This window comes from Serinicoccus hydrothermalis, from assembly GCF_001685415.1.
GTDB classification, from domain to species: Bacteria; Actinomycetota; Actinomycetes; order Actinomycetales; family Dermatophilaceae; genus Ornithinicoccus; species Ornithinicoccus hydrothermalis.
In genome coordinates this window covers 239,561-262,859 of the sequence record NZ_CP014989.1, presented here as the reverse complement: position 1 = coordinate 262,859, position 23,299 = coordinate 239,561, and the positions used below count along the sequence as shown (strand labels likewise).

The 23,299-nt window shown below is 73.6% G+C and carries 22 protein-coding genes and 1 tRNA gene; 3 read left to right on the top strand and 20 right to left on the bottom strand.

Annotated elements, in window-relative coordinates; genetic code table 11:
• Positions 1 to 63 precede the first annotated feature (63 nt).
• Positions 64 to 2,769, bottom strand: a complete 2,706-nt coding sequence (polA, locus tag SGUI_RS01185) for a DNA polymerase I (protein WP_066635216.1) — start codon at positions 2,767 to 2,769, stop codon at positions 64 to 66.
• A gap of 19 nt (positions 2,770 to 2,788) precedes the next feature.
• Here polA and SGUI_RS01180 point away from each other — a divergent pair, with 19 nt between their 5' ends.
• Positions 2,789 to 3,247 carry a PaaI family thioesterase gene (locus SGUI_RS01180; RefSeq protein WP_066635210.1) on the top strand — a complete coding sequence of 153 codons (459 nt, stop codon included), beginning with the start codon at positions 2,789 to 2,791 and terminating at the stop codon, positions 3,245 to 3,247.
• A gap of 57 nt (positions 3,248 to 3,304) precedes the next feature.
• Here SGUI_RS01180 and SGUI_RS01175 read toward each other — a convergent pair whose 3' ends face one another.
• The 12 genes from SGUI_RS01175 to SGUI_RS01120 all read right to left on the bottom strand — a co-directional run bounded on the left by SGUI_RS01175 (position 3,305) and on the right by SGUI_RS01120 (position 14,148).
• A complete protein-coding gene (locus SGUI_RS01175; RefSeq protein WP_237141485.1) occupies positions 3,305 to 3,838 on the bottom strand; it encodes an ANTAR domain-containing response regulator in 534 nt (177 codons plus the stop codon).
• Between the two features lie 166 nt (positions 3,839 to 4,004).
• Positions 4,005 to 4,090, bottom strand: a tRNA-Leu gene (locus SGUI_RS01170).
• A 55-nt stretch (positions 4,091 to 4,145) separates the two neighbouring features.
• Entirely contained in the window at positions 4,146 to 5,606 is a 1,461-nt protein-coding gene (gene pyk / locus SGUI_RS01165) for a pyruvate kinase (protein WP_066635207.1), read from the bottom strand.
• Positions 5,607 to 5,659: 53 nt separating this feature from the next.
• Positions 5,660 to 6,391: a DsbA family protein gene (locus SGUI_RS01160; protein ID WP_066635205.1), complete on the bottom strand. Its 732-nt coding sequence runs from the start codon at positions 6,389 to 6,391 to the stop codon at positions 5,660 to 5,662.
• A gap of 1 nt (position 6,392) precedes the next feature.
• Entirely contained in the window at positions 6,393 to 6,899 is a 507-nt protein-coding gene (locus tag SGUI_RS01155) for a MauE/DoxX family redox-associated membrane protein (protein WP_237141419.1), read from the bottom strand.
• A complete protein-coding gene (trpA, locus tag SGUI_RS01150; protein ID WP_066635199.1) occupies positions 6,896 to 7,681 on the bottom strand; it encodes a tryptophan synthase subunit alpha in 786 nt (261 codons plus the stop codon). The genes SGUI_RS01155 and trpA overlap by 4 nt, the downstream gene beginning before the upstream one ends.
• Entirely contained in the window at positions 7,678 to 8,952 is a 1,275-nt protein-coding gene (gene trpB / locus SGUI_RS01145) for a tryptophan synthase subunit beta (protein WP_066635197.1), read from the bottom strand. The genes trpA and trpB overlap by 4 nt, the downstream gene beginning before the upstream one ends.
• Positions 8,949 to 9,782, bottom strand: a complete 834-nt coding sequence (trpC, locus tag SGUI_RS01140) for an indole-3-glycerol phosphate synthase TrpC (protein WP_066635195.1) — start codon at positions 9,780 to 9,782, stop codon at positions 8,949 to 8,951. Before trpC ends, trpB begins: the two co-directional genes overlap by 4 nt.
• Positions 9,783 to 9,831: 49 nt before the next feature.
• Positions 9,832 to 10,044, bottom strand: coding sequence for an HGxxPAAW family protein (locus tag SGUI_RS01135; RefSeq protein WP_066635193.1), 213 nt, complete (start codon positions 10,042 to 10,044; stop codon positions 9,832 to 9,834).
• Between the two features lie 17 nt (positions 10,045 to 10,061).
• Positions 10,062 to 10,490 carry a hypothetical protein gene (locus SGUI_RS01130; protein WP_066635191.1) on the bottom strand — a complete coding sequence of 143 codons (429 nt, stop codon included), beginning with the start codon at positions 10,488 to 10,490 and terminating at the stop codon, positions 10,062 to 10,064.
• 2 nt (positions 10,491 to 10,492) lie between these two features.
• A complete protein-coding gene (locus tag SGUI_RS01125; RefSeq protein WP_066635190.1) occupies positions 10,493 to 12,310 on the bottom strand; it encodes an ABC transporter ATP-binding protein in 1,818 nt (605 codons plus the stop codon).
• Positions 12,307 to 14,148 (bottom strand): ABC transporter ATP-binding protein, encoded by a 1,842-nt coding sequence (locus SGUI_RS01120; RefSeq protein WP_066635189.1) that lies wholly within the window; start codon positions 14,146 to 14,148, stop codon positions 12,307 to 12,309. Before SGUI_RS01120 ends, SGUI_RS01125 begins: the two co-directional genes overlap by 4 nt.
• Positions 14,149 to 14,245: 97 nt before the next feature.
• Here SGUI_RS01120 and SGUI_RS01115 point away from each other — a divergent pair, with 97 nt between their 5' ends.
• Together SGUI_RS01115 and SGUI_RS01110 are read left to right on the top strand one after the other, a co-directional pair.
• Complete coding sequence (locus SGUI_RS01115) at positions 14,246 to 14,893, top strand: TIGR03085 family metal-binding protein (protein ID WP_083190404.1); 648 nt, start codon at positions 14,246 to 14,248, stop codon at positions 14,891 to 14,893.
• 39 nt (positions 14,894 to 14,932) lie between these two features.
• Complete coding sequence (locus SGUI_RS01110; protein WP_066635184.1) at positions 14,933 to 16,087, top strand: FUSC family protein; 1,155 nt, start codon at positions 14,933 to 14,935, stop codon at positions 16,085 to 16,087.
• 4 nt (positions 16,088 to 16,091) lie between these two features.
• Here SGUI_RS01110 and SGUI_RS01105 read toward each other — a convergent pair whose 3' ends face one another.
• Genes SGUI_RS01105 through SGUI_RS01075 form a run of 7 tightly spaced genes read right to left on the bottom strand, consistent with a single transcriptional unit; the run spans position 16,092 to position 23,238 of the window.
• Positions 16,092 to 16,541 carry a PH domain-containing protein gene (locus SGUI_RS01105; RefSeq protein WP_066635179.1) on the bottom strand — a complete coding sequence of 150 codons (450 nt, stop codon included), beginning with the start codon at positions 16,539 to 16,541 and terminating at the stop codon, positions 16,092 to 16,094.
• Positions 16,538 to 17,263, bottom strand: a complete 726-nt coding sequence (gene pnuC, locus SGUI_RS01100; RefSeq protein ID WP_066635176.1) for a nicotinamide riboside transporter PnuC — start codon at positions 17,261 to 17,263, stop codon at positions 16,538 to 16,540. Before pnuC ends, SGUI_RS01105 begins: the two co-directional genes overlap by 4 nt.
• A 2-nt stretch (positions 17,264 to 17,265) precedes the next feature.
• The gene (rpe, locus tag SGUI_RS01095; RefSeq protein WP_066635174.1) at positions 17,266 to 17,943 is read right to left on the bottom strand and encodes a ribulose-phosphate 3-epimerase; all 678 of its coding nucleotides are present in this window, start codon (positions 17,941 to 17,943) and stop codon (positions 17,266 to 17,268) included.
• Positions 17,944 to 17,947: 4 nt separating this feature from the next.
• Positions 17,948 to 19,459 (bottom strand): RsmB/NOP family class I SAM-dependent RNA methyltransferase, encoded by a 1,512-nt coding sequence (locus SGUI_RS01090; RefSeq protein WP_066635172.1) that lies wholly within the window; start codon positions 19,457 to 19,459, stop codon positions 17,948 to 17,950.
• Positions 19,452 to 20,393: a methionyl-tRNA formyltransferase gene (gene fmt, locus SGUI_RS01085; RefSeq protein WP_066635166.1), complete on the bottom strand. Its 942-nt coding sequence runs from the start codon at positions 20,391 to 20,393 to the stop codon at positions 19,452 to 19,454. Before fmt ends, SGUI_RS01090 begins: the two co-directional genes overlap by 8 nt.
• Positions 20,394 to 20,399: 6 nt before the next feature.
• Positions 20,400 to 22,241, bottom strand: coding sequence for an ABC transporter ATP-binding protein (locus tag SGUI_RS01080; RefSeq protein ID WP_066635164.1), 1,842 nt, complete (start codon positions 22,239 to 22,241; stop codon positions 20,400 to 20,402).
• Between the two features lies 1 nt (position 22,242).
• The gene (locus SGUI_RS01075; RefSeq protein ID WP_066635162.1) at positions 22,243 to 23,238 is read right to left on the bottom strand and encodes an ABC transporter permease; all 996 of its coding nucleotides are present in this window, start codon (positions 23,236 to 23,238) and stop codon (positions 22,243 to 22,245) included.
• Positions 23,239 to 23,299: the final 61 nt, after the last annotated feature.

Below are 23,299 nucleotides of genomic sequence, written 5' to 3'. Positions count from 1 at the left end.
TCCGAGCCTGACGCCACGGCCGCCCGCGTCGGGTGCGGGCGCGCCGGGCGACCGTGCCGCCGGTCAGTGCGCGGCGTCGTGCCAGCTGCGCCCCAGACCGACGCTGACGTCGAGCGGGACCGACAGGTCGGCGGCCGACCCCATCTGCGCGCGGACGACCTCCTCGACGCGCTCCTCCTCCCCCGCGGCGACCTCCAGGACGAGCTCGTCGTGCACCTGCAGCAGGACCCGGGTGGCGAGGTCCGCCTCGCGCAGGGCCGCCTCGGTGCGCAGCATGGCGACCTTGATGATGTCCGCCGCCGAGCCCTGGATGGGGGCGTTGAGCGCCATGCGCTCGGCCATCTCCCGACGCTGCCGGTTGTCGCTCGTGAGGTCGAGCAGGTGACGACGACGTCCCAGGATGGTCTCGGTGAAGCCGGTGCGCCGGGCCTCCTGCACGACGTCGCGCAGGTAGTCCCGGACCCCGCCGAAGCGCTCGAAGTACTCCTCCATGAGGTCCTTGGCCTCCGCGGTGGAGATGCCCAGCTGCTTGGACAGCCCGAAGGCGGACAGCCCGTAGGCGAGCCCGTAGCTCATCGCCTTGACCTTGGACCGCATCTCCGCGGTCACCTCGGACTGGTCCACCCGGAAGACCCGCGCCCCGACGAACCGGTGCAGGTCCTCCCCCTCCCGGAAGGCCTGGATGAGCCCCTCGTCGCCGGAGAGGTGGGCCATGATGCGCATCTCGATCTGGCTGTAGTCCGCGGACATGAGGGAGGCGTAGCCCTCCCCCACGACGAAGATCTCCCGGATGCGCCGTCCGGCGGCGGTCCGGATGGGGATGTTCTGCAGGTTGGGGTCGGTGGAGCTGAGGCGGCCGGTCGCCGCGATCGTCTGCTGGAAGGTGGTGTGGATGCGCCCGTCGTCCGCGACCGACTTGATGAGCCCCTCGGCCGTGACGCGGAGCCGGGTGACGTCACGGTGCCGGAGGAGCGCCTCGAGGAACGGGTGCTCGGTCTGGGCGTAGAGCCCGGCCAGGGCGTCGGCGTCCGTGGTGTAGCCGGTCTTGGTGCGCCGCGTCTTGGGCAGTCCCAGCGTCTCGAAGAGCACCGTCTGCAGCTGCTTGGGCGAGCCGAGGTTGACGGTGTCGTCGTCGATGGCGCTCCAGGCGTCCTGCTGGGCCTGCGCGACGCCGTCGGCGAACTCCTGCTCGAGGGTGCTCAGCGCGGGCAGGTCGACGGCGATGCCGGCGCGCTCCATCCGACGGAGCACGCCCACGAGGGGCAGCTCGACCTGCTGGAGCAGGTGGCGCTCCTCCTCGTCGGCCAGCTCGGCGTCCAGGGCGTCGGCGAGGTCGTGGACCGCGCGGGCGTGCACCATCGCGGACCGGGCGGCGGCGGCCCGCGCCTCCTGCTCGCCCTCGTCGAAGGCCAGGTCGAGCTGGCCCTGCGAGTCCGACGCCGAGGCCCCCTGGTCCGCGTCCAGCCGCAGCTCGCGGTGGAGGTAGCGCAGCGCGAGGTCCGCCAGGTCGTAGGAGCGCTGGTCCGGCCGCGCGAGGTAGGCGGCGAGCGCGGTGTCGCTGACGACGCCCTCCACGGGCAGCCCGACCGCCTCGAGCGAGGCGACCTGCTCCTTGCCGCCGTGCAGCGCCTTGGGCCGCTCCGCGTCGGCGAGCCACGCCGCCAGCGCCTGCTCGTCGGCCGGCTCCAGGTCGGCCAGGCGGAGGTGGACCGCCTCCTCCGGCCCGGCGAGCGCGAGCCCGGTCGCCTCCCCCGGTCCGGCGGTGGTCCGGGGCTCGGCGTCCACGACGACCGCCAGCCGCCCCTGCTGCGCGTGCGTCTCGAGCCAGGCCGGCAGCGCCCCGGGCTCCAGGGTCTCCCCGACGACCTCGATGCCCTCGTCCGCCTCGGTCTCCGCCGACTCCAGCGTCGAGAACAACCGCTCCCGCAGGACCCGGAACTCCAGCCCGTCGAAGACGCGGTGGACCTCCTCGCGGTCCCAGCCCCGCGCCGCGAGATCCTCGACGCCGACGGGCAGCTCCACGTCGGCCACCAGCTGGTTGAGGCGACGGTTGCGCAGCACCTGGTCCAGGTGGTCCCGGGTCGACTGCCCGGCCTTGCCGGTGAGCTGGTCGGCGTGGTCGACGATGCCGGACAGGTCGCCGAACTGGCCGAGCCACTTGGCCGCCGTCTTGGGCCCCACGCCCGGCACCCCGGGGAGGTTGTCGCTGGACTCCCCCACCAGCGCGGCGAGGTCGCTGTAGCGCTCGGGCAGCACGCCGTACTTCTCCTGGACCGCCTCGGGCGTCATCCGCGCGAGGTCGGAGACGCCCTTGCGCGGGTAGAGCACGGTCGTGCGGTCGTCGACCAGCTGCAGCGCGTCCCGGTCCCCGGAGCAGATGAGCACCTCCATCCCCTCCTCGCCGCCCCGCGCGGTGAGCGTCGCGATGACGTCGTCGGCCTCGAAGCCGTCGACCTCCACGTGCGCGATCCGCAGGGCGTCGAGCACCTCCTTGATGAGGTCGACCTGGCCGCGGAACTCGTCCGGCGTGGCGGAGCGACCCGCCTTGTACTCGGCGTACTCCTGCGTGCGGAACGTCTGTCGCGACACGTCGAAGGCCACGGCGAGGTGGGTGGGTGCCTCGTCGCGCAGCACGTTGATGAGCATCGAGGTGAAGCCGTAGACCGCGTTGGTGCTCTGCCCCGTCGTCGTGGAGAAGTTCTCCACCGGTAGCGCGAAGAAGGCGCGGTAGGCCAACGAGTGTCCGTCCAGCAGCAGCAAGCGACTCACGCATGGCAGCCTATGTCCCATGACCGACAGTGCGAGCCCGCGGCCCCCGGCCACCCCCGACGACCCGGGCACGGACCCCCGGACGTGGCGCGAGATCCCCCGGGGAGATCTCGCCGAGCGGATGGGTATGCAGCTGCTCGAGGTCGGTGCCGAGCGCACCGTCGCCACGATGCCGGTGGCGGGCAACACCCAGCCCTACGGCCTGCTGCACGGCGGTGCCTCGGCGGCCCTCGCGGAGACGGTGGGCTCGGTCGCCGCCGCCCTCCACGCGGGCGAGGGCCGCATCGCCGTGGGTGTGGACCTCAACGCCACCCACCACCGGGGCGCACGCGAGGGCGTGGTCACCGCGGTGGCGACCCCGCTGTCGCTGGGTCGCTCGGTCGCGTCCTACGAGATCGCTGTCACCGACGAGCAGGACCGGAGGATCTGCACCGCCCGGCTGACCTGCGTCCTGCGCGAGCGTCCGCCCGGCCCCTGAGAGGCCGCGGCGCACCCGGCGCCTGAGGGGTCGGTCGGCAGGGCCCGCCGGGGGTGCCTACTTCTTGGCGGGCATGCCCGAGATCACCGCGTCGGCGACCTCGCGCATCGACAGCCGGCGATCCATGGCGGCCTTCTGGATCCACCGGAAGGCGTCGGCCTCGCTGAGCTTGAGCTGGCTCATGAGCAGCCCCTTGGCGCGGTCCACCTGCTTGCGGGTCTCGAAGCGCTCGCCGAGGTCGGCCACCTCGGCCTCGAGGGCCTTGCGCTCGGCCCAGCGGGCCCGGCCGATGTCGATCGCCGGGAGGACGTCTGCGGCGCTGAACGGCTTGACGACGTAGGACATGACCCCGGCGTCGCGCGCCCGCTCGACAAGGTTCTTGTCGCTGAAGGCGGTGAGCATGACGACCGGGGCGATGCCGTCGCGACCGATCTGCTCGGCCGCGGTGAGCCCGTCCATGCCCGGCATCTTGATGTCCATGACGACGAGGTCCGGGGAGGTCTCCTGGGCCAGCGCGACCGCTTGCTCGCCGTCGGCGGCCTGGCCCACGATGGTGTGGCCCGCCTCGCTGAGCATCTCGGCGAGGTCCATCCGGATGAGGGCCTCGTCCTCGGCCAGCAGGATGCGCAGACCGGTCTCGGCGGCCTCCGTGGCCTCCGGCTGGACCTGCTCCCCCTGCTCCTGCGGCGTCGTCTCACTCACGGTGGCACCCTATCTGTCGCGGCTGACCCCGGCCAGCACGGCGCGGACCAGGGGGTGGTGCCGGGAGCGGGACTCGAACCCGCACGCCCTCTCGGGCAGAGCATTTTGAGTGCTCCGTGTCTGCCATTCCACCACCCCGGCGGGTCGGCGCGGGCGGACCGCGCCGGGAAGCCGGTCCAGCATACCGGCCCCGGTCTCAGACCTCGGGGTCGTGGGTGTATGCCGGTGCCTCGCCGAGGATGGCGTCACCGACGCGGTGCATGCGCAGCGCGTTGGTGGTGCCCGAGACGCCCGGGGGCGAGCCGGCGACGATGACGACGATGTCGCCCTCGACGCACCGCTTCTCGCGCAGCAGCGTCTCCTCCACCTGCTTGACCATCTGGTCGGTGTGCCAGACGAAGGGCACGAGGAAGGTCTCCGCGCCCCAGGTGAGCGCCAGCCGGGAGCGGGTGTGCTGCTCGGTCGTGAAGGCGAGCATGGGCGTCGTCGGACGCACCCGGGCCATGCGGGTGGTCGTGTCACCGCTCTTGCTGAAGGTCACGAGGAACTTCACCTGGTCGCCCAACGCGTCAGCGAGCGAGATCGCCGCCCGGGTGACGGCGCCACCCGGGGTCTTCGGCTTGGTGGTGATCGGCGGGATCCGGTGCATGCCGTGCTGCTCGGTGCTCGAGATGATGCTGGCCATGGTCTCGACCGCCCGGATCGGCCAGGCCCCCACGGAGGTCTCCCCGGAGAGCATGATCGCGTCCGCGCCGTCGAGCACGGCGTTGGCGCAGTCGCTGGCCTCGGCGCGGGTCGGGCGGGGGTTGTCGACCATGGACTCCAGGACCTGGGTGGCCACGATGACCGGCTTGGCCTTCTCGCGGCACAGCTGGATGGCGTCCTTCTGCACCAGCGGCACCTGCTCGAGCGGGAGCTCGACACCCAGGTCGCCGCGGGCGACCATGACCCCGTCGAAGGCGTCCACGATCTGCTCGAGGTTGTCGACCGCCTGCGGCTTCTCGATCTTGGCGATGACCGGCAGGCGCCGCCCCTCCTCGTCCATGATCCGGTGCACGTCCTGCACGTCCGCGGCCGAGCGCACGAACGACAGCGCGATGAAGTCGACCCCGCTGCGGACCGCCCAGCGCAGGTCCTCCTCGTCCTTCTCCGACATGGCCGGGACGCTCACGGCGGCCCCGGGCAGGTTGATGCCCTTGTTGTTGGAGACGACCCCGCCGACGACCACCTCGCAGACGACGTCGGTGTCGGTGACCTCGGTGGCGCGGAGCATCACCTTGCCGTCGTCGATGAGCAGGTCGTCACCGGGCGCCACGTCGCCGGGGAGCCCGGCATACGTCGTCCCGACGGAGTCCTGGTCGCCGGGCACCGTGCGGTTGGTGATGGTGAAGGTGGCTCCCGTGGCCAGGGTCACCGGCCCACCGGCGAAGGTGCCCGTGCGGATCTTGGGACCCTGCAGGTCGGCCAGCACGGCGACCGCGTGGCCGGTCGCGTCGCTGGCCTCCCGGACCTTGATGTAACGCTCGTAGTGCTCCTCGTAGGAGCCGTGCGAGAGGTTGAGCCGGGCCACGTCCATCCCGGCGGTGACGAGCGCCTCGATCTGCTCGGAGGAGGCGGTGGCTGGGCCGAGGGTGCAGACGATCTTCGCGCGACGCATGGGGGCCAGCCTAGACGCGGACCGGCTCGTCCTCCGCATCGGCTGCCGCAGCGTCAGGAGCCGCTGCCGAGCACCTGGTCCAGGCTGGTCGAGCCGTCCATGAGCCCCTGCATCTGCGTGTCCTCCAGCTGCTCGCCGTCGACGAGCACCCGGGGGGTGCCGGTGATGTCGTCGCGGTTCGCGCGCTCCTGCATGTCCGCCACGTAGTCGTCGTAGGTCCCGTCCTGGACGCAGCTGGTGAAGGCGGTCATCGCCTCGCCCGTGAGGCCGGCGGTCTCCCCGAAGCCGAGCAGCTGCTCGTCGGTCCACCCGGCCCCCTCCTGCGCCGGCTGACCGGCGAAGACGGCGCTGTGGTAGGGCAGGAAGGCCCCCTGGTCGTCGGCACAGAGGGCGGCGTTCGCGGCGCGGCTGGAGGAGTCGTTGCCGAGGTTGCCGTCGAGGAACGACATCGTCGTCACCGTGAGGGTGATCTCCTCCGCCTCGGCCCGCTGCGCCAGCTCGGCGCCGACCGCCTCCTCGAGCACGCCGCAGAACGGGCACTGGAAGTCCTCGTAGAGCTGCACCTGCGGGACGTCCTCGGAGGGCGCCGCACCGACCTGTATGCCGCCGCCCTCGGGCAGCGCGTTGGCGCTGCCCGGCGACCCGAGGCCGGCCTCGCGGCTGACGGCCCACAGGACGAGGCCTCCCACGAGCGCGACGACGAGCAGGACCACCCCGCCGATGAGGGGCAGGCCCGGGCCGCGGGAGGAGACGGGCCTGACGTCGGGAGCGGGGGGACGGGGCATCTCAGGAGCCTTTCCGGACGGTGGTGTCGAGGGAGGCCAGGGTGCGCGGGCGCACGGCCAGCCAGAGGGCCATCGCCAGGAAGCCGGTGTCGCGGACCATCTCGGCGAGATAGCGGGTGTCCTCGGGGGCGACCGGGCCGCCCGTGCCGAAGCAGCCGCAGTCGATGGCGAGGCCGCGCGCCCACGCCGAGGCGATCCCGGCGATGAAGGCCACCATGAGCAGGGCGGCGAGGAGCGCGGAGACCCGGGTGAGCAGGCCCACCAGCAGGAGGGCCGCCAGCGCGAGCTCCACCACCGGCAGCAGCACGCCGATCGCCCGGGCCAGCTCGTAGGGGAACAGCTGGTAGGCCACGACGTTCTGGACCGAGCCGGTGAGGTCGGTGATCTTGGTCCAGCCGGCATACCCCAGCACGCCAGCCAGACCGAGGCGCAGGAGGAGCCCGACGGCGTCCAGGACGCGCGGGCTCGCGCGCCGCGTCGCCGGCCGACGTCCCTGCACCTGCGTCACCCCGCGCGCACCCCTGCGGCCAGCTCCTCGGTGAGCTCGGCCAGGCGGTCGAGGGACGGGTCCTCGCCGAGGGCGCGCACCAGGGCCGAGCCGACGATGACCCCGTCGGCGAAGCCGGCGACCTCGGCGGCCTGGGGGCCGGTGCTCACGCCGAGACCGACGCACAGCGGCAGGTCGGTGACCTCGCGGGTGCGCGCCACGAGGGACTGCGCGGCGTCGCCGACACTGTCGCGCACGCCGGTGACCCCCATGGTCGAGGCGACGTAGACGAAACCGCCGCAGGCCTGCGTCGTCATGCCCAGCCGCCCGTCGGTGGAGCTGGGAGCGACGAGGAAGACCGGGGAGAGACCGTGCTGCCGGGCCGCCGCCAGCCAGGCCTGCGCCTCGTCGGGGATGAGGTCCGGGGTGATGAGGCCGGCCCCACCGGCGGCGGCGAGGTCGGCCGCGAACCGGTCGACGCCGTAGCGCAGCACCGGGTTCCAGTACGTCATGACGACGGGCACCGCGCCCGCCTCGCGCACCGCGGCGACCACCTCGAAGACGTGGCGCAGCCGGAAGCCCGCCTGCAGGGCGGTGCTCGCGGCGCGCTCGACCACGGGCCCGTCCATGAGGGGGTCGGTGTAGGGCACGCCGACCTCGACGACGTCGCAGCCGTGCTCGGCCAGCGTCCGGACGGCGGCGAGCGACGTGGCCAGGTCGGGGTAGCCCGCCGGGAGGTAGCCGACCAGGGCGGCCCGACCCTCCTCACGGCACTGCGCGAAGACGGCGTCGAGGTCGCTCACGACCCGTCCTCCTGCTGCCCCGTGCCGGTCTGCGCGTCGACCTCGGCCTCACCGGATTCGTCCACGAGACCGAACCAGCGCGCGGCGGTGTCGACGTCCTTGTCGCCGCGGCCGGAGAGGTTGACGAGCACCGTGGTGCCGGGGCCGAGCTCGGGCCCGATCTTCAGCACACCGGCCAGGGCGTGGGCGCTCTCGATGGCGGGGATGATCCCCTCTGTGCGGCACAGCAGCGCGAAGGCGTCCATCGCCTCCTGGTCGGTGACCGGGGCGTAGCGGGCGCGGCCGGTGTCGTGGAGGAAGGCGTGCTCCGGCCCCACCGACGGGTAGTCCAGGCCCGCGGAGACCGAGTGGGTCTCGCGGGTCTGGCCGTCCTCGTCCTGCAGGACGTAGGTGGAGGCCCCGTGCAGCACCCCCGGCTCCCCGCCGGAGAAGCGGGCGGCGTGGCGGCCGCTGTCCACGCCCTCGCCGCCGGCCTCGAAGCCCCACAGCGCGACCGACGGCTCGTCGCGGAAGGCGTGGAAGATGCCCATGGCGTTGGACCCGCCGCCGACGCACGCGCAGACCGCGTCGGGGAGCCCGCCCACGGTCTCGTCGAGCTGCTTGCGCGCCTCGTCGCCGATGACCGCGTGGAAGTCGCGGACCATCGTGGGGAAGGGGTGCGGGCCGGTGACGGTGCCGAGCAGGTAGTGCGTGTGGTCGACGTTGGTGACCCAGTCCCGCATCGCCTCGTTGATGGCGTCCTTGAGCGTCGCGCTCCCGGTGGGGACGGCGACGACCTCGGCCCCGAGCAGCCGCATGCGGGCGACGTTGAGCGCCTGGCGCTCGGTGTCGACCCGGCCCATGTAGACCGTGCACTCCAGCCCCATGAGCGCCGCGGCGGTCGCGGTGGCGACGCCGTGCTGGCCGGCGCCGGTCTCCGCGATGACCCGGCGCTTGCCCATCCGGACCGCCAGCAGGGCCTGGCCCAGGACGTTGTTGATCTTGTGCGACCCCGTGTGGTTGAGGTCCTCGCGCTTGAGGAAGACCCGGGGGCCCCCGGCGTGCTCGGCGAAGCGCGGCACCTCGGTGAGGGCGCTGGGCCGGCCGGTGTAGTCGCGCTGCAGGCGGTCGAGCTCGGTGCGGAAGTCGGGGTCGGCCATCGCCGCCAGGCGTGCCTCGTCCAGCTCCTCCAGCGCGGCGACCAGGGCCTCGGGGACATAGCGTCCGCCGAAGTCGCCGAACCGCTCCGGCGCGGCCGCGGCGTCCGCAGCGGGACCGCGGGCCGCGGTCACCGGGACTGCCCCGCCCGTGCGCTCGTGGTGTGCAGGGCCGGGTGCGCCCCGACGGCGACCATCTCCCGCACCGCCTCCTGCGGCGAGCCCGAGGTGACCAGCGCCTCCCCGACGAGGACGGCCTGGGCGCCGGCCTCGGCGAGGCTCATGACGTCCAGGGGTCCGCGCACGCCGGACTCGGCGACCGCGACGCGGTCGGCCGGGACACGGGGCGCGAGGCGCGCGAACGTGTCGCGGTCCACCTCCAGGGTCCGCAGGTCACGGTTGTTGACCCCGACGATGCGGGCGCCTGCTGTGAGGGCGCGTTCCAGCTCCTCCTCGTCGTGCACCTCGACGAGGGCGTGCATCCCGAGCGACTCGGTGCGCTCCAGCAGGCTCACCAGGACCTCCTGCTCGAGGGCGGCCACGATGAGGAGCACGAGGTCCGCGCCGTGGGCGCGGGCCTCCCAGAGCTGGTAGGGGTCGACGATGAAGTCCTTGCGCAGCACGGGGACGTCGACCCGCGCACGCACGGCGTCGAGGTCGGCGAGGGAGCCGCCGAAGCGTCGCCCCTCGGTGAGCACGCTGATGACGGTGGCGCCCCCCGCGGCGTAGTCCGCCGCCAGCCCCGCGGGCTCGGCGATGGCCGCCAGGGCCCCCTTGGAGGGGCTGCTGCGCTTGACCTCGGCGATGACGTGGATACGGTCCTTGCGCGAGAGGGCGGCGAAGGCGTCACGGCAGGGGGCGGCGGCCCGTGCACGCTCCTGCACCGTCGGCAGGGGCACTGCGGCGCGCCGCTGGTCGAGATCCTCCCGGACTCCTTCGACGATCTGCTCTAGCACCGTGGACACTCCCCCAGCGTAGAACGCCGCCGACGGTCCCGCGGCACGGGGGGCGCGGTCAGCGGTGGGCGGCGTCGTGCTCGGGCTCACCCATGCCGGCCCGGTCCAGGAGGTACCACGCCAGCGCGCCGACGACACCGAGGGCCAGACCGAGGTAGAGCAGCCAGTCCGGGGACAGGACGACGCCCCAGGCACCGACGACGCTCCCGACGAGCATGATCGCCACGCCCACCCAGGCGGCGACGCTGTGACCGTGGCTGTCCTCGTGCATGTGGCGTTCTCCTCGACTCAGCGGGTGACGGGGCCGACCGGACCCTCGGCGGACATTCTGCCAGCCCCCGCCGTGGGAACCAGCACCAGCGCGCCGCAGGTCGCGACCAGTGCCGCGACCGCGCTGAGCCAGAACCAGCCCGTGGGCTCCGGCGGGGACGCACCGACGGTGGCCAGGGCCGCACCGGCGGCGGCGAGGACGGTGAGGAGCCGCACGGCCGTGCCGGCGGCGCCGCCCAGCCGGACGCCGAGGAGGGAGGCGGCCGCCGCGACGAGCAGCAGGGCGGTGACCACCGGGGTGAGGTCGTGGCCGGTGCGGACCTCCTCCCAGGCGACGCCGGCGGCGTCGACGACGGTGCGCCGGGACCACGGCTGCCCGGCGGCGAGCAGCGCCAGACCGAGGGCCAGGAGGGTGGCGGGCAGCACGGGCCGCTGCAGCCGGCGCATGCTCAGACCGCCTGCTGGGCGGCCCAGGACGCGTGCATCCGGGTGTAGACACCGCCCGCGTCCACGAGGTCGCGGTGGTGGCCGAGCTCGACGATGCGGCCGGCGTCCACGACCACGACGACGTCCGCGGCCTCCGCCGTGGAGAGGCGGTGCGCGATGGCGACCGAGGTGCGACCGGTGGTGAGCCCCTCCAGAGCGCGCTGCACCCGGACCTCGGTGGCGGGGTCCACCGCGCTCGTGGCCTCGTCGAGCACGAGCAGGTCGGGGTCGGCGAGGTAGGCGCGCGCGATCGCGACCAGCTGGCGCTCCCCCGCCGACAGCGACTCACCGCGCTGGCCCACCTGCGTCCCCAGCCCGTGCGGCAGGGAGTCGACCCAGGCGTCGAGCCCCAGCTCGGTGACCGCGAGCCGCAGGTCGTCGTCCGAGGCCTCCGGGCGCCCGACGCGGATGTTGTCGGCGAGGTCGGCGTCGAAGAGGAAACCCTCCTGCGGGACGAGCACGACGCGCTGCCGCAGGCTGGCGAAGGACACCTCGCGCAGGTCCACCCCGTCCAGCCGGACCACGCCCTCGAGCGGGTCCATGAGGCGCGTCAGCAGCTTGGCCAGGGTCGTCTTGCCCGAGCCGGTCTGCCCCACGACCGCCACCCGGGTGTGCGGGGCGATGTGCAGGTCGACGTCCTCGAGGACCCGGGCCCCGCCGGGGTAGGCGTAGGACACGTCCTCGAAGTCCACGGTGATGGGGCCGCGGTCGAGCACCACCCCGTCCGGGCCGGGGTCGGACACGTCCGCGGGCGTGTCGATGACCCCGATGACCCGGCGCCAGCCGGCGATGGCGTTCTGCATCTCGTTGAGGATCTCGGTCGCCATGAGCACCGGCTGGGTGAAGAGGTTGACGAGGAAGGGGAAGGCCAGCAGCTTGCCGAGGGTCAGCTGCCCGTTCGCGGCGAGGACCGTGCCCACGACGAGGACGACCGCCATGGTGATGCCGGCGAAGGCCTGGCCGGAGACGAAGGCCATGACCGAACGCACTTGCGCCCGGATGGCGGAGACGCGGTGCGCCTCGACCGCCTCGTCGATCCGGGCGGCGGTCCGCTCCTCCACGCCGTAGGCGCGGATGGTCGTGGCGCCGACGATCGACTCGCCGATGGAGCCCAGGAGGTCCCCGACCCGCTCCCGCACCGTGCCGTAGGCCCGGCCCAGGACCGGCTGGAACCGGCGCACCAGGAGGGCCAGGGGCACCAGGCACAGGTAGACCACGCCCGCCAGGATCGGGCTGTAGAAGAGCATGAGGATCGTGGCCAGCACGATCTGCACCGAGCTCACGAGCAGCATGAGACCGCCGAACTGCACGAACTGCGAGATCGTGTCGACGTCGCTCGTCACCCGCGAGACCAGCCCACCGCGCCGCTCGGTGCTCTGGGTGAGCACGGACAGGTCGTGGATGTGCCGGAAGGCCTTGAGCCGGAGCGTGGCGAGGCCCGACTCGGCAGCGGTGAACAGCCGGACGTTGACGGCGTACTGCGCGATCGAGGTGAGGACGACCACTCCCCCGGCGAGCGCGATGGCCCGCACGACGAAGCCGACGTCCGGCCCGCCCTCGGCGTTGATGCCGTTGTCGGTCGTCTGCTGCACGACGAACGGGATGACCACCCGCCCCACGGTCGCCACCACCGCCAGCAGCAGCGTCAGCAGCAGCCCGTCACGCAGCTCGGGCGAGAGCTCCAGCCCCCGGCGCAGGGTCGCGCCGGTGCTGAGCTGGGACCGCCCGGCGATGCGGCTGGACACCGGGCCCTCGTGCCCGCGCTCCTGCTCCTCGCTCATGGTGCCACCTCCTCCTGCCGGGTGAGCGCGGCCCGCTCCGCGGCCTCCCGGGAGTAGGCCTGCACCAGGTCGACGTAGCCGCGGCAGCGCCCGAGGAGCTCGGCGTGCGAGCCCTGGTCGACGACCCGGCCGTGCTCGAGGTAGACCACCTCGTCGGCCAGCAGGATGGTCGCCATCCGGTAGGCGACGACGAGCACCGTCATGCCGCCGCGGGCCTCGCGGAGGCCGGCCAGGATGGCCTGCTCCACCGAGGGGTCGACCGCGCTCGTGGCGTCGTCGAGCACGAGCAGGCGCGGGTGGCGCCAGATGGCCCGGGCCAGGGCGATGCGCTGGCGCTGCCCGCCGGACAGGCTCCCGCCGCGCTCGCCGATGACCGTGTCCAGACCCTGCGGCAGGGAGCGCACGAAGTCGTCGGCCTGCGCGATGCGCAGCGACTCCCAGACGCTCGCGTCGTCCGCCTCCTCACCCAGGGTGATGTTGCCGCGCACCGAGTCGTCGAACATGAAGGTCTGCTGCGCCACGAGCGAGGCGCTCGCCGGGAGCTCGCCGTGGGCGAGCTCGCGCGCCTCGACCCCGTCGAGGCGCACCGACCCGTCGTCGGCGTCCACGAGGCGCAGCGCGAGGTTGGTGAGGGTGCTCTTGCCCGAGCCGGTGGGCCCGACGAGGGCCACCGTGCTGCCCTGCGGCGCCTCCAGCGTGACCCCGCGGATCGTCGGCCGCTCCTCCCCCGCGTGGGCGTAGGTGACGCCGCGCAGCACGGACTCGGCGGGCCGCTCACGCGCCGGCAGCGTGGCCGAGCCGTAGGGCATACCCCCACCGGCGCGGAGCACGTGCTGCACGCGGTCGTGCCCGACCACCGAGCGCGGGATCTCGGCGAGCACCCACCCCAGCGCCCGCACCGGGAAGGCCAGGATGGAGAAGAGGTAGGCCATCTGCACCACGTCGGCGGCGTCCAGGGCGCCCCGCGACACCTGCCAGGTGCCCACCCCCAGGACCGCGAGCGTCCCCAGCGTGGGGATGGCCTCGATGACCGGCTCGAAGACGCCCCGGGTCCGGCCGACGAGGATGAGCGAGTCCCGCAGCTCGTAGGCCTTGGACCGGAAGCGCTCGGTCTCCTGGTCCTCGCGGCCCATCGCCTTGACGACCAGGCCCGCCTCGAAGGACTCGTGCGCGACCTCGGCGACCTCGGCCCGCAGCTGCTGGGCGCGGGTGATCCGGGGCGACATCACCCGCTGGAAGACGAGGTTGGCGGCGAACAGGCCGGGGAAGACGAGCAGCCCCAGGACGGCCAGCAGCGGGTCGACGAGCACCATCATGGTGCCGGCGATGACGAGCATGAAGATGACGCCGATGGCCATGGGCAGCGGGTTGAAGACCTGCCAGGTCGCCTCGACGTCGGCGTGCGCCCGGGAGAGCAGCTGGCCCGAGGGATGGGCGTGGTGCCAGGACAGCGGCAGCCGGAGGTACTGCCGCGTCACCCTGCGGCGGTAGTCCGCCTGCAGGTTGAAGCCGGCCACGGTGGCCCAGACGCGGCGCAGGATGACGCCCAGGACGTTGACGAGCAGCACGCCGGCGAGCACACCGAAGATGGTCCAGAGACCGGCGGCCTCGACCTGGCGGGCCTGGACCGAGGGCTCGACGACCTCGTCCGTGAGCCAGCCGATCGCCCACGCCGTCGCCACGGTGGCGCCGGCCCAGAGCACCGAGCCGACCACCGCGACCGCCACCGGGCCGCGCTGGGCCGCCATCCCGCCGCCGATGACGCGGAGCCCACGACGCAGCACCGCGCGGTCGGTGACGGGTCGGGGCACCGGTGCGGTGGCGGCAGACGAGGGCATGGGGCAGGGGACCTCCGTGGAACGAGGCGGGTGGTGGTGGTTCGTCCTATCCTCCCACGCACGACCGACACACTTCCGGCGTGGTTCGATGAGCGGTATGCCGCACTCCCCCGACCTGATGCGCGACCTCGTCGCGACGACCGCCACCGACCTCGGCCCGGACGCGCCCACCCTGTGCCCCCCGTGGACCGTGCGCGACCTCCTGGCCCACCTCGTGGCCCGCGAGTCGCGGCCCGACACCCTGCCCGGCATCGGGCTGCCGGTGCCGCCGCTGCAGCGGCACACCGACAAGGTGCAGGAGCAGATCGCCGCCCGACCCTTCGCCGAGCTGGTGGACCAGGTGCGCAGCGGTCCGCCGGCCTGGTGGCCGACCCGGATCCCGGCCCTGGACCGTGCGGTCAACGTCGCCGAGCTCGCGGTCCACCACGAGGACCTGGTCCGGGCGCAGCCGGGGTGGGAGCCGACCCCGCTCCCCGACCCGGTGCCCTCCCAGCTGTGGGGCACCGTCCGCACCGCGGGCAGGATGCTCTACCGCAGTGCGCCCTGCGGCGTCGTCGCGGTCGCGCCCTCGCACGGGAGGGCGGCGCTGCACCGGCCGGGGCAGGGGCAGGGCAGCGTCGTGATCACCGGCACCCCGCTGGAGCTGCTGCTGCACGCCTTCGGCCGGGACCAGGTGGCCCGGGTCGAGGTCACCGGCGAGGAGGAGGACGTCGCCGCCCTCGCCGCCCACCGCCGGGGCGCCTGAGCCCAGCCGGGGGTCAGGGGGTTAGGACACACTGGTGCCATGAGCAGCGCGCGCGAGCACGCCCGGGCCGCCGGGCACGTGGTCCTCGACCCGCTCCGCGAGGAGATCAGCCCCCGCGCGGCACGCACCCGGGTGCTGCGACTCCGGGCACGCGCCTGGCTCATCCTCCAGGCCGCCACCGGGGCGGTCCTGGCGTGGTTCGTCGCGCACGACCTCCTCGGGCACCCGCTGCCCTTCTTCGCGCCGATCACGGCCATGATCTGCCTGGGGCTGACCTACGGGGACCGGCTCCGCCGGATCGTCGAGCTGACCCTCGGGGTGGCGATCGGGGTGGGGATCGGCGACCTCTTCGTCCACTACCTCGGCACCGGGCTGTGGCAGATCTTCGCGGTCTGCGTCGTCGCGATGTCCCTGGCCGTCCTCGCCGGCGCGGGCCAGCTGCTCATGATGCAGGCCGGGATCCAGGGCGTCATCATCACCACCCTCGTGGCCGACGACGGGCAGGCCTTCAGCCGCTGGCTGGACGCCGCCGTCGGCGGCGGCATCGCCCTGATCATCGCCATGCTGGCCCCCATGCGCTCGACCACCAAGCGGCCCCGCGAGCGGATCATCGCCCTCGTCGGCCACCTGGCGGAGGTGCTCACCGACACCACGCAGAGCCTGCGCAACCGGGACGTCGGCCGCGCCACCCGGGCGCTGCGGACCGCCCGGCAGCTGTCGGCCGAGCTCGAGGCACTGCAGAGCACCACCGCCGAGGCCGCCGCGGCGGCCCGCATGGCCCCGCTGCTCTCCGGTGTCCACCGGGCCGAGGTCCAGGAGATCAAGGCACTGCTGTCCCCGCTCGACCTCGCGATCCGCAACGTCCGCGTGCTGGCGCGGCGCGCCGAGGCGGCGGTGGACGCCGGCGAGTTCGTGCCCGACTCCTACACCGACATGGTGGAGGGACTGGCCGAGGCCACGGCCGTGCTGCAGGAGAAGCTGGAGCAGCGCGAGCCGCTCGGTGGCGCGCAGGAGGACCTGGTGCACCTGGCCCGGCAGTCCACCTGGCCCCACTCGCGGGCGGGGCTCTCGGCCGAGGTGCTCCGGGCCCAGGTGCGCTCGACGGTCGTGGACCTGCTGGTCCTGTCCGGGATGACCATGGCCGAGGCGCGCCGCCGGGTGCCGCCGACGCGAGACGAGATCGACCCGGCGTAGGCGCTCAGCGCTGGTGGTGCTCGACGAGCGCCGCCAGCCGGGAGGCCTCCTCCTTGGCCCGTCGTCCGTCGGCCCGCTGGATCGCCATGACGGCCAGCTCCTCGGTGTCCGTCAGCTCGAGCACCACCCACGGCGCCCCGTCGGCGAAGGTCACGGACGCGACCTGGGACCACTCGAGGTCGCGCCGCAGCACGAGGTTGACCACGGTGAGCCCGGTGGGCGAGGGAATCGCGCGGATGAGGGCATACCTCCAGAGGAAGGCTCCCATGACCAGCCCGAAGAGGAGGATGAAGATCCGGTTGAGCAGGGACATGGTCGGGCTCGACCCGGCGTAGCTGGGCCCGAAGAGGGCGATGAGGCCGAAGAGGAGGACCGAGGCGAGGGCGGCGACCCGTGCCACCCGTGCACCGGTCACCGGCCGGAAGGGCGCGTAGGGGCCGGTCGCGTCGCTCACCGGTGCACCGCCGCGTCCCCGGCCGCCGGTCCCGCCCCCGTGACCGCTCCCTGGGGCGCCTCGTCACGCGCCGCTCGTGCCCAGACCACGAAGCCCCAGAGCACGAGGCCGCCGTAGACGGCATACATCACGGCGGAGGGGTAGTAGCCCGAGTGCCACAGCAGCGGGATCCCCACGAGGTCCACCGCGATCCAGACGAGCCAGAAGTCCACCCAGCCGCGGGCCATGGCGAAGGTCGCGAGCATCGACCCGACGAAGATCCACGCGTCGGTCCAGTAGTACCAGCGCGGCGCCGGCCAGCCCGCGCCGACCTGCGCGAAGACCCACTGCGCCAGCACGATGAGCAGCACCGCCCCGACCAGGTATGCCGTCCGCTCCCGCAGGGTCGCCCAGCGCGGCGTGATGGCGGGCTCACCCTTGGCGCGGGTGCGGCGCGAGGCCTGCCACCGCCACCAGCCGTAGACACTGGTCGCGATGAAGAAGACCTGCCGTGCCGCCTGCCCGAAGAGGCTGTGCTCCTGCGGGTTGGTGAACCACACGCCCATGAAGACGGTGAAGAGCAGCAGGTTGCCGATGATCCCCACCGGCCACGCCCACACGGTGCGGCGCATGCCGAGCAGGGCCGAGGCGAAGCCGAAGACGTTGCCGACGACCTCCCGCCAGGCCACGGTGTGCCCGAGGACGGAGACCTCGGCGTAGAACAGGTCGCCCCACACGTCCACGCTCACACCTCCGAGGGGTCCGCCGCCGCCCGCCGCAGGTCTGCGATGGCCGCGGCGACGTTCTCGGCGCCGTAGACCGCCGAGCCGGCGACGAAGACGTCGGCACCCGCCTCGGCGCAGCGCCCGATGGTGTCCTGCGCCACTCCCCCGTCGACCTGCACCCAGATCTCGCCGCCGCGCCGGCGCACGGCCGCGCGCACCTCGCGCACCTTGGCGAGCTGGTCCTCCATGAAGGACTGGCCGCCGAAGCCGGGCTCGACCGTCATGACCAGGACCATGTCGAGCTCGGGCAGGAGGTCGACGTAGGGCCCGAAGGGCGTGCCGGGCTTGAGCGCCATGGCGGACCGGGCGCCGGCGGCGCGGATGGCCCGGGCGGTGCCGACCGGGTCGGCCACGGCCTCGACGTGGAAGGTCACCGAGGAGGCCCCCGCCTCGGCGTAGTCCGGCGCCCATCGGTCTGGGTCGTCGATCATGAGGTGGCAGTCGAGCGGGACCGGGCTGACCTTGGCCAGCGCCTCCACGACCGGCTGGCCCAGGGTGAGGTTGGGCACGAAGTGGGCGTCCATGACGTCCACGTGCGCCCAGTCCGCGGTCTCGATGGCCTGCAGCTCGCGGGCCAGGTGGGCGAAGTCCGCGGCGAGGATGGAGGGGCTGATCTGGAGGTGCGCGGGCTCGGCCATGAGCTCAGTCTAGAGAGCGCCGGAGCAGGGCCACGAACATGCCGTCGGTGCCGTGCAGGTGCGGCCACAGCTGGGCCCACGGACCCTCCCCCGTGTCCGGCAGCGGTATGCCGGCCCGGTCCCGCAGGAGGGGGCGGACGTCCACCGGCTCGACGTCCGGTCGCCGCTTGAGCACGTCCTTGACGACCAGCTCGGTCTCCGCGAGGTGCGGGGAGCAGGTGGCGTAGGCCACGAGGCCGCCCGGGCGCACCGCCGTGAGCGCGGAGTCGAACAGGGCACGCTGGAGCGGACCGAGGGTGCCGAGGTCCTGGGGGGAGCGTCGCCAGCGCGCCTCGGGGCGTCGGCGCAGCGCGCCCAGGCCGGTGCACGGCGCGTCGACGAGGACCCGGTCGTAGGTGTCCGGCTCCTGCGGGCCCACGTCCCGGCCGTCGCCCACGGTCACCTCGACCCGCGCGCCGCCGTGCACCGGGCCCACGAGGGTGTGCCGCACGAGCTCGGCCCGGTGCTCGCTCACCTCGTTGGCCCGCAGCCGGGCGCCGCGCTCCGTCGCCAGGGCCGCCAGCAGGCCGGCCTTGCCGCCCGGGCCGGCGCACAGGTCGAGCCAGCGCTCGTCGGAGCCCTCCAGCGGGGCCTCCGCGAGGGCGAGCGTGAGCAGCTGGGACCCGGCGTCCTGCACCGCCGCCCGACCGTCCCGGACCGCCTCGAGGGCACCGGGGTCGCCCTGCCCCAGCTCCCAGGCGGTGCGGCCGACCGGTGCGGGGCGGGCGCCGGCGGCCTCGAGCTCCTCCTCGGCGCCGAGGCCTGGCCGGGCGACCAGGGTCAGCGGACCGGGGCGGTTGTGCGCGGCCAGCAGGTCCGACAGCTCGCCCCGCTCCACCGCGTCGGTGCCGCGGCCGGAGACGAGGGCGGCCCGCAGCGCACGCACGACCCACTCGGGGTGCGAGTGCTCCAGCGCCAGCCGCGCCACCGGGTCCTCGACCCCCTCGGTGAGCGAGGCCACCCAGGCCTCGCGGTCCTGGCTGCTGACCCGACGCAGGACGGCGTTGACGAAGCCGCCGGCCCCCTGGCTGACCTGCTGCCGGGCCAGCGCCACGGTGGCGCTGACCGCCGCGTGGTCGGGCACGCGCATCCCGAGCAGCTGGTGCACACCCAGCCGCAGGACGGTGCGGACCGGGCTGTCGATCTCGGAGACCGGGCGGTCCGCGGCCTGCGCGAGGACGGCGTCGTAGAGCCCGCGCATCCGCAGGGTGCCGTAGGTCAGCTCGGTGGCGAAGGCCGCGTCGCGGCCGGAGAGCGAGGCTGCGCGCAGGGCCCCGGGCAGGACGAGGTTGGCGAAGGCCTCGTCGGTGTCCACCTGCCGCAGGACCCGGAAGGCGACCGACCGTGCCGGGTCGGCCTCGCGGGCCCGCCGGGCCGGGGTCTGCGCGGACCGGCGCCGGGGGCCGCGTCGCCCGCGGTCCGGCGCCCCGCCCCGCCCGGGAGCACCTCCACGCTGGGACGAGCCACCCTCAGCCACCGAGCACCTCACCGGGCTCCGGGTGGACCCCGCGGGCCCAGTCCGTGGCGTCCATGGCGCGCTTGCCCTGCGCCTGCACCTGGCCCAGCCGCACCGGCCCGCTGCCGGTGCCGACGAGGACCTCGTCGCGTGCCACGAGCACCTCGCCCGGGGCGAGCTCCGCAGGGTCCTGCGGCCCGCCCTCCACGGGGTGGACCGGTCCGAGCTTGAGCCGGGCACCACGGAAGGTGCTCCACGCCCCCGGTGCGGGGGTGCAGGAGCGCACGAGCCGGTCGACCGCCTGGACGGGCTGCTCCCAGGACACGCGGGCGTCGTCGACCTCGACCTTGGGCGCGAGGCTCACCCCGTCGGCCGGCTGCGGCTGCGGCACGACCGCGCCGGCCTCGAGCGCGTCGAGGGTGCCCACCAGCAGGTGGGAGCCGGCGTCGGCGAGGCGCGCGAGCAGGTCGCCCGAGGTGTCCCGCGGCCGCACGGTCTCGGTGAGCCGGCCGAGGACCGGACCGGTGTCCATCCCCTCCTCGAGCAGGAAGGTCACGGCCCCGGTGACGTCCTCCCCGGCCCGCAGCGCGTGCTGCACGGGGGCGGCGCCGCGGTAGGCCGGCAGCAGCGAGAAGTGCAGGTTCACCCACCCGTGCCGGGGCAGCGCGAGCAGGTCGGGGGGCACCAGGAGCCCGTAGGCGACGACCGGGCAGGCGTCGGGGGCCCAGGCGAGGAGCTGGTCCCGCACCTCCGGGTCACGCAGGGACCGCGGCGTGAGGACGGGTATGCCCGCCTCCTGGGCCACCTCGCGGACCGCTGAGGGGCGCAGCGACCGGCCGCGCCCGGCGCGGGCGTCCGGCCGGGTGAGCACACCGACGACCTCGTGGTCGGAGGCGAGCAGGGCACGCAGGCTGGGGACCGCCGCGTCGGGGGTCCCGGCGAAGACGAGACGCACCGACGCTCAGCGGCTCTTCCGGTCGCCGGTGCTCCCGGTCTCGTCCACGTCCACGACCTCGGCCTCGCCGGCGGACTGGTGGAACTCCTCCGCGTCGACGTTGAGCTCGACGATCTCCTCGCCCTGCTCGAGCAGCAGCTCGTGCCGGTCGCGGCGACGTCGACCCTGCTCCACCGGGTCGGGCACGGGCGCGGCGGCGATGAGCCGCTGGGTGTAGTCCTCCTGGGGGTTCTCCATGATCTGCTCGCGCGGCCCGGCCTCGACGACCTTGCCGTTCTGGAGGACGACCACCTTGTGCGCGAGCAGGTCGATGACCGCCAGGTCGTGGCTGATGAACAGGCAGGCGAAGCCGTACTGCTCCTGCAGGTCGGCGAAGATCTTGAGCACCCGCGCCTGGACGGACACGTCGAGCGCCGAGGTGGGCTCGTCGGCGACGAGCAGCTCGGGGTCGAGGGTGAGGGCGCGCGCGACCGAGATGCGCTGCCGCTGCCCGCCGGAGACCTCGTGCGGGTAGCGGTTGTAGACCTCGCGGGGCAGCTGGACGGCGTCCAGCAGCTCGTAGACCTTGTTCTCCCGCGACTTGCGGTCGCCGACCTTGTGCACGACGAGCGGCTCGGCGATGCACTCGCCGATGGGCAGCCGCGGGTTGAGCGAGGCGGCCGGGTCCTGGAAGATCACGCCGATCCGCTTGCGCAGCGGCTTGAGGTCGCGCCGACGGGCCCCGGTGATGTCCTGGCCGAGGAGCCGGAACTCGCCGGAGGCCGCCGGGATGAGGCCGAGGGCGCAGCGACCGATGGTGCTCTTGCCCGAGCCGGACTCGCCGACGAGACCCACGATCTCGCCCTGGCGCACGTCGAAGCTCACGTCGTCGACCGCCCGGAACGGTGCCTTGCCCAGGCGCTGGTACTCGATGACGAGGTTCTTCAGCTCGATCGCGAGCGGCGCCTGCTCGTCGATCTCCTCCTTGACGCTGATGCCCATCTGCCCGCGGCCGGCGCCCATGCGCGGGACCGAGCCCAGCAGCATCTTGGTGTAGTCGTGGTTGGGGTGCAGCAGCACCTCCTCGACCGTCCCGCGCTCGACGATCTCCCCCTTGAACATCACGGCGACCCGGTCGGCCATGTCGGCCACGACGCCCATGTTGTGGGTGATGAGCAGGATGCCGGTGTTGAGCTTGTCCTTGAGCGAGCGGAGCAGGTCGAGGATGTCGGCCTGGACCGTGACGTCCAGCGCCGTGGTCGGCTCGTCGGCGATGATGACCTTGGGGTCGCAGCTGATCGCGATGGCGATGACGACGCGCTGGCGCTGACCGCCGGAGAGCTCGTGCGGGTACTTCTTCATCTGCCGCTCGGGCTCGGGGATGCCGACCATGCCCAGCAGCTCGATGGCCCGGCTCCATGCCGCCGCGCCGCGGGCCACCCGGTGCAGCTCCATGGACTCCACCATCTGGGTGCCGACGGTGAGCACCGGGTTGAGCGCGGTCATGGGCTCCTGGAAGACCATGGCGACGTCGTTGCCCCGCAGCCGCCGCATGCTCGACTCCGAGAGCCGGCCCACGTCGCGGCCCGCGACGTCGACCTGACCGCCGATCGTGGCGTTGCGCGGCAGCAGGCGCATCGCGGTCATCGAGGTGACCGACTTGCCGGAGCCGGACTCGCCGACGAGGGCGACGACCTCGCCGGGGCGCACCTTGAGGTCGACCCCCTTGACGGCGTGCACGCTCCCGAACTCGGTCTTGAAGCGCACGTCGACGTCGCTGAACCCGAGGACGACCTCCTCGTCGCCCGTGGGGGTGCCGGACCCGGTGTAGACCGGCTGGCCGGAGTCGCTCTGCGTGGTCGTGGTCATGTCAGTCGGCCGTCCTGTTCTGCCGGGGGTCGAAGGCGTCGCGCAGACCGTCGCCGAGGAAGTTCACCGACAGCGCGATCGCCAGGATCATGAGGCCGGGCCACCAGAAGAGCCAGGGTCGGGTGAGGAAGGCGTTCTGGTACTCGGAGATGAGCAGCCCGAGAGAGGTGTCCGGTGGCCGCACCCCGAAGCCGAGGAAGGACAGCGCGGACTCCAGCAGGATCGTCGTCGCGATGGTGAGCGTGGCGCTGACGATGATCGTGCCGATGGTGTTGGGCAGGATGTGCTTGAAGATCACGCGCCCCGAGCCGGTCCCGATCGCCTCGGCGGCGGTGACGAACTCGCGCTCGCGCAGCGAGAGCACCTCGCCGCGCACCAGCCGGGCCAGGCCGGTCCAGGAGACCAGGCTCAGCACCAGGGCGAGCGACCAGATGCCGCCGCCGGCCATCTTGCCGAGGACGGCGGCGAGGACGAGCAGGGGGATGATGATGAAGAGGTCGGTGACGCGCATGAGCACGGCCTCGACCCAGCCGCGGTAGAACCCGGCGACCGCGCCGATGATCGTGCCGAGCAGCGTCGACAGCAGCCCCACGGTGAAGGCCACGATGAGCGAGCGCTGGGTGCCGCGCATCGTCAGCGCGAAGTAGTCCTTGCCGATGGTGTCCTGGCCGAAGGGGTGCTCGCCGATCTGGAACGGCCACAGCTGGAGCGTCGGCCTGCCGCCGTCCACCGCCGTCCCCGCCTCGTAGAACGTCTTGTTCCACCACGCGGGGATGAGGCCGTAGCCGATCGAGGTGAAGGCCACGAGCGTGATGACGACGAGGACGATGAGCGAGGCCATGGCGCCCCGGTGCCGGAAGAAGCGGCGCCGCACGAGCTGGCCCTGGGAGTAGGACTTCTGGCTGAAGTCGAGCTGCTTCTCGACCGAGTAGGTCTCCTCGACCGTGCTGGCGGCCGGGGTGGACTCCGGGTCGTCCGGGCGGTGGCTGTCGGTCATCGCGGGATCCTCAGGTCGGTCGTGGGGGCAGGGAGGTCGTCGGGGAGGGGCGTCATCCGCA

What these genes read in the sequence shown, in the direction of transcription:
- SGUI_RS01180 (WP_066635210.1), top strand. Translation starts at nt 2,789, where the DNA reads ATGACCGACAGTGCGAGCCCGCGGCCCCCGGCCACCCCCGACGACCCG.
- SGUI_RS01175 (WP_237141485.1), bottom strand. Translation starts at nt 3,838, where the DNA reads ATGGACCTCGCCGAGATGCTCAGCGAGGCGGGCCACACCATCGTGGGC.
- pyk (WP_066635207.1), bottom strand. Translation starts at nt 5,606, where the DNA reads ATGCGTCGCGCGAAGATCGTCTGCACCCTCGGCCCAGCCACCGCCTCC.
- SGUI_RS01160 (WP_066635205.1), bottom strand. Translation starts at nt 6,391, where the DNA reads ATGCCCCGTCCCCCCGCTCCCGACGTCAGGCCCGTCTCCTCCCGCGGC.
- SGUI_RS01135 (WP_066635193.1), bottom strand. Translation starts at nt 10,044, where the DNA reads ATGCACGAGGACAGCCACGGTCACAGCGTCGCCGCCTGGGTGGGCGTG.
- SGUI_RS01130 (WP_066635191.1), bottom strand. Translation starts at nt 10,490, where the DNA reads ATGCGCCGGCTGCAGCGGCCCGTGCTGCCCGCCACCCTCCTGGCCCTC.
- SGUI_RS01125 (WP_066635190.1), bottom strand. Translation starts at nt 12,310, where the DNA reads ATGAGCGAGGAGCAGGAGCGCGGGCACGAGGGCCCGGTGTCCAGCCGC.
- SGUI_RS01120 (WP_066635189.1), bottom strand. Translation starts at nt 14,148, where the DNA reads ATGCCCTCGTCTGCCGCCACCGCACCGGTGCCCCGACCCGTCACCGAC.
- SGUI_RS01115 (WP_083190404.1), top strand. Translation starts at nt 14,246, where the DNA reads ATGCCGCACTCCCCCGACCTGATGCGCGACCTCGTCGCGACGACCGCC.
- SGUI_RS01110 (WP_066635184.1), top strand. Translation starts at nt 14,933, where the DNA reads ATGAGCAGCGCGCGCGAGCACGCCCGGGCCGCCGGGCACGTGGTCCTC.
- rpe (WP_066635174.1), bottom strand. Translation starts at nt 17,943, where the DNA reads ATGGCCGAGCCCGCGCACCTCCAGATCAGCCCCTCCATCCTCGCCGCG.
- SGUI_RS01080 (WP_066635164.1), bottom strand. Translation starts at nt 22,241, where the DNA reads ATGACCACGACCACGCAGAGCGACTCCGGCCAGCCGGTCTACACCGGG.
- SGUI_RS01075 (WP_066635162.1), bottom strand. Translation starts at nt 23,238, where the DNA reads ATGACCGACAGCCACCGCCCGGACGACCCGGAGTCCACCCCGGCCGCC.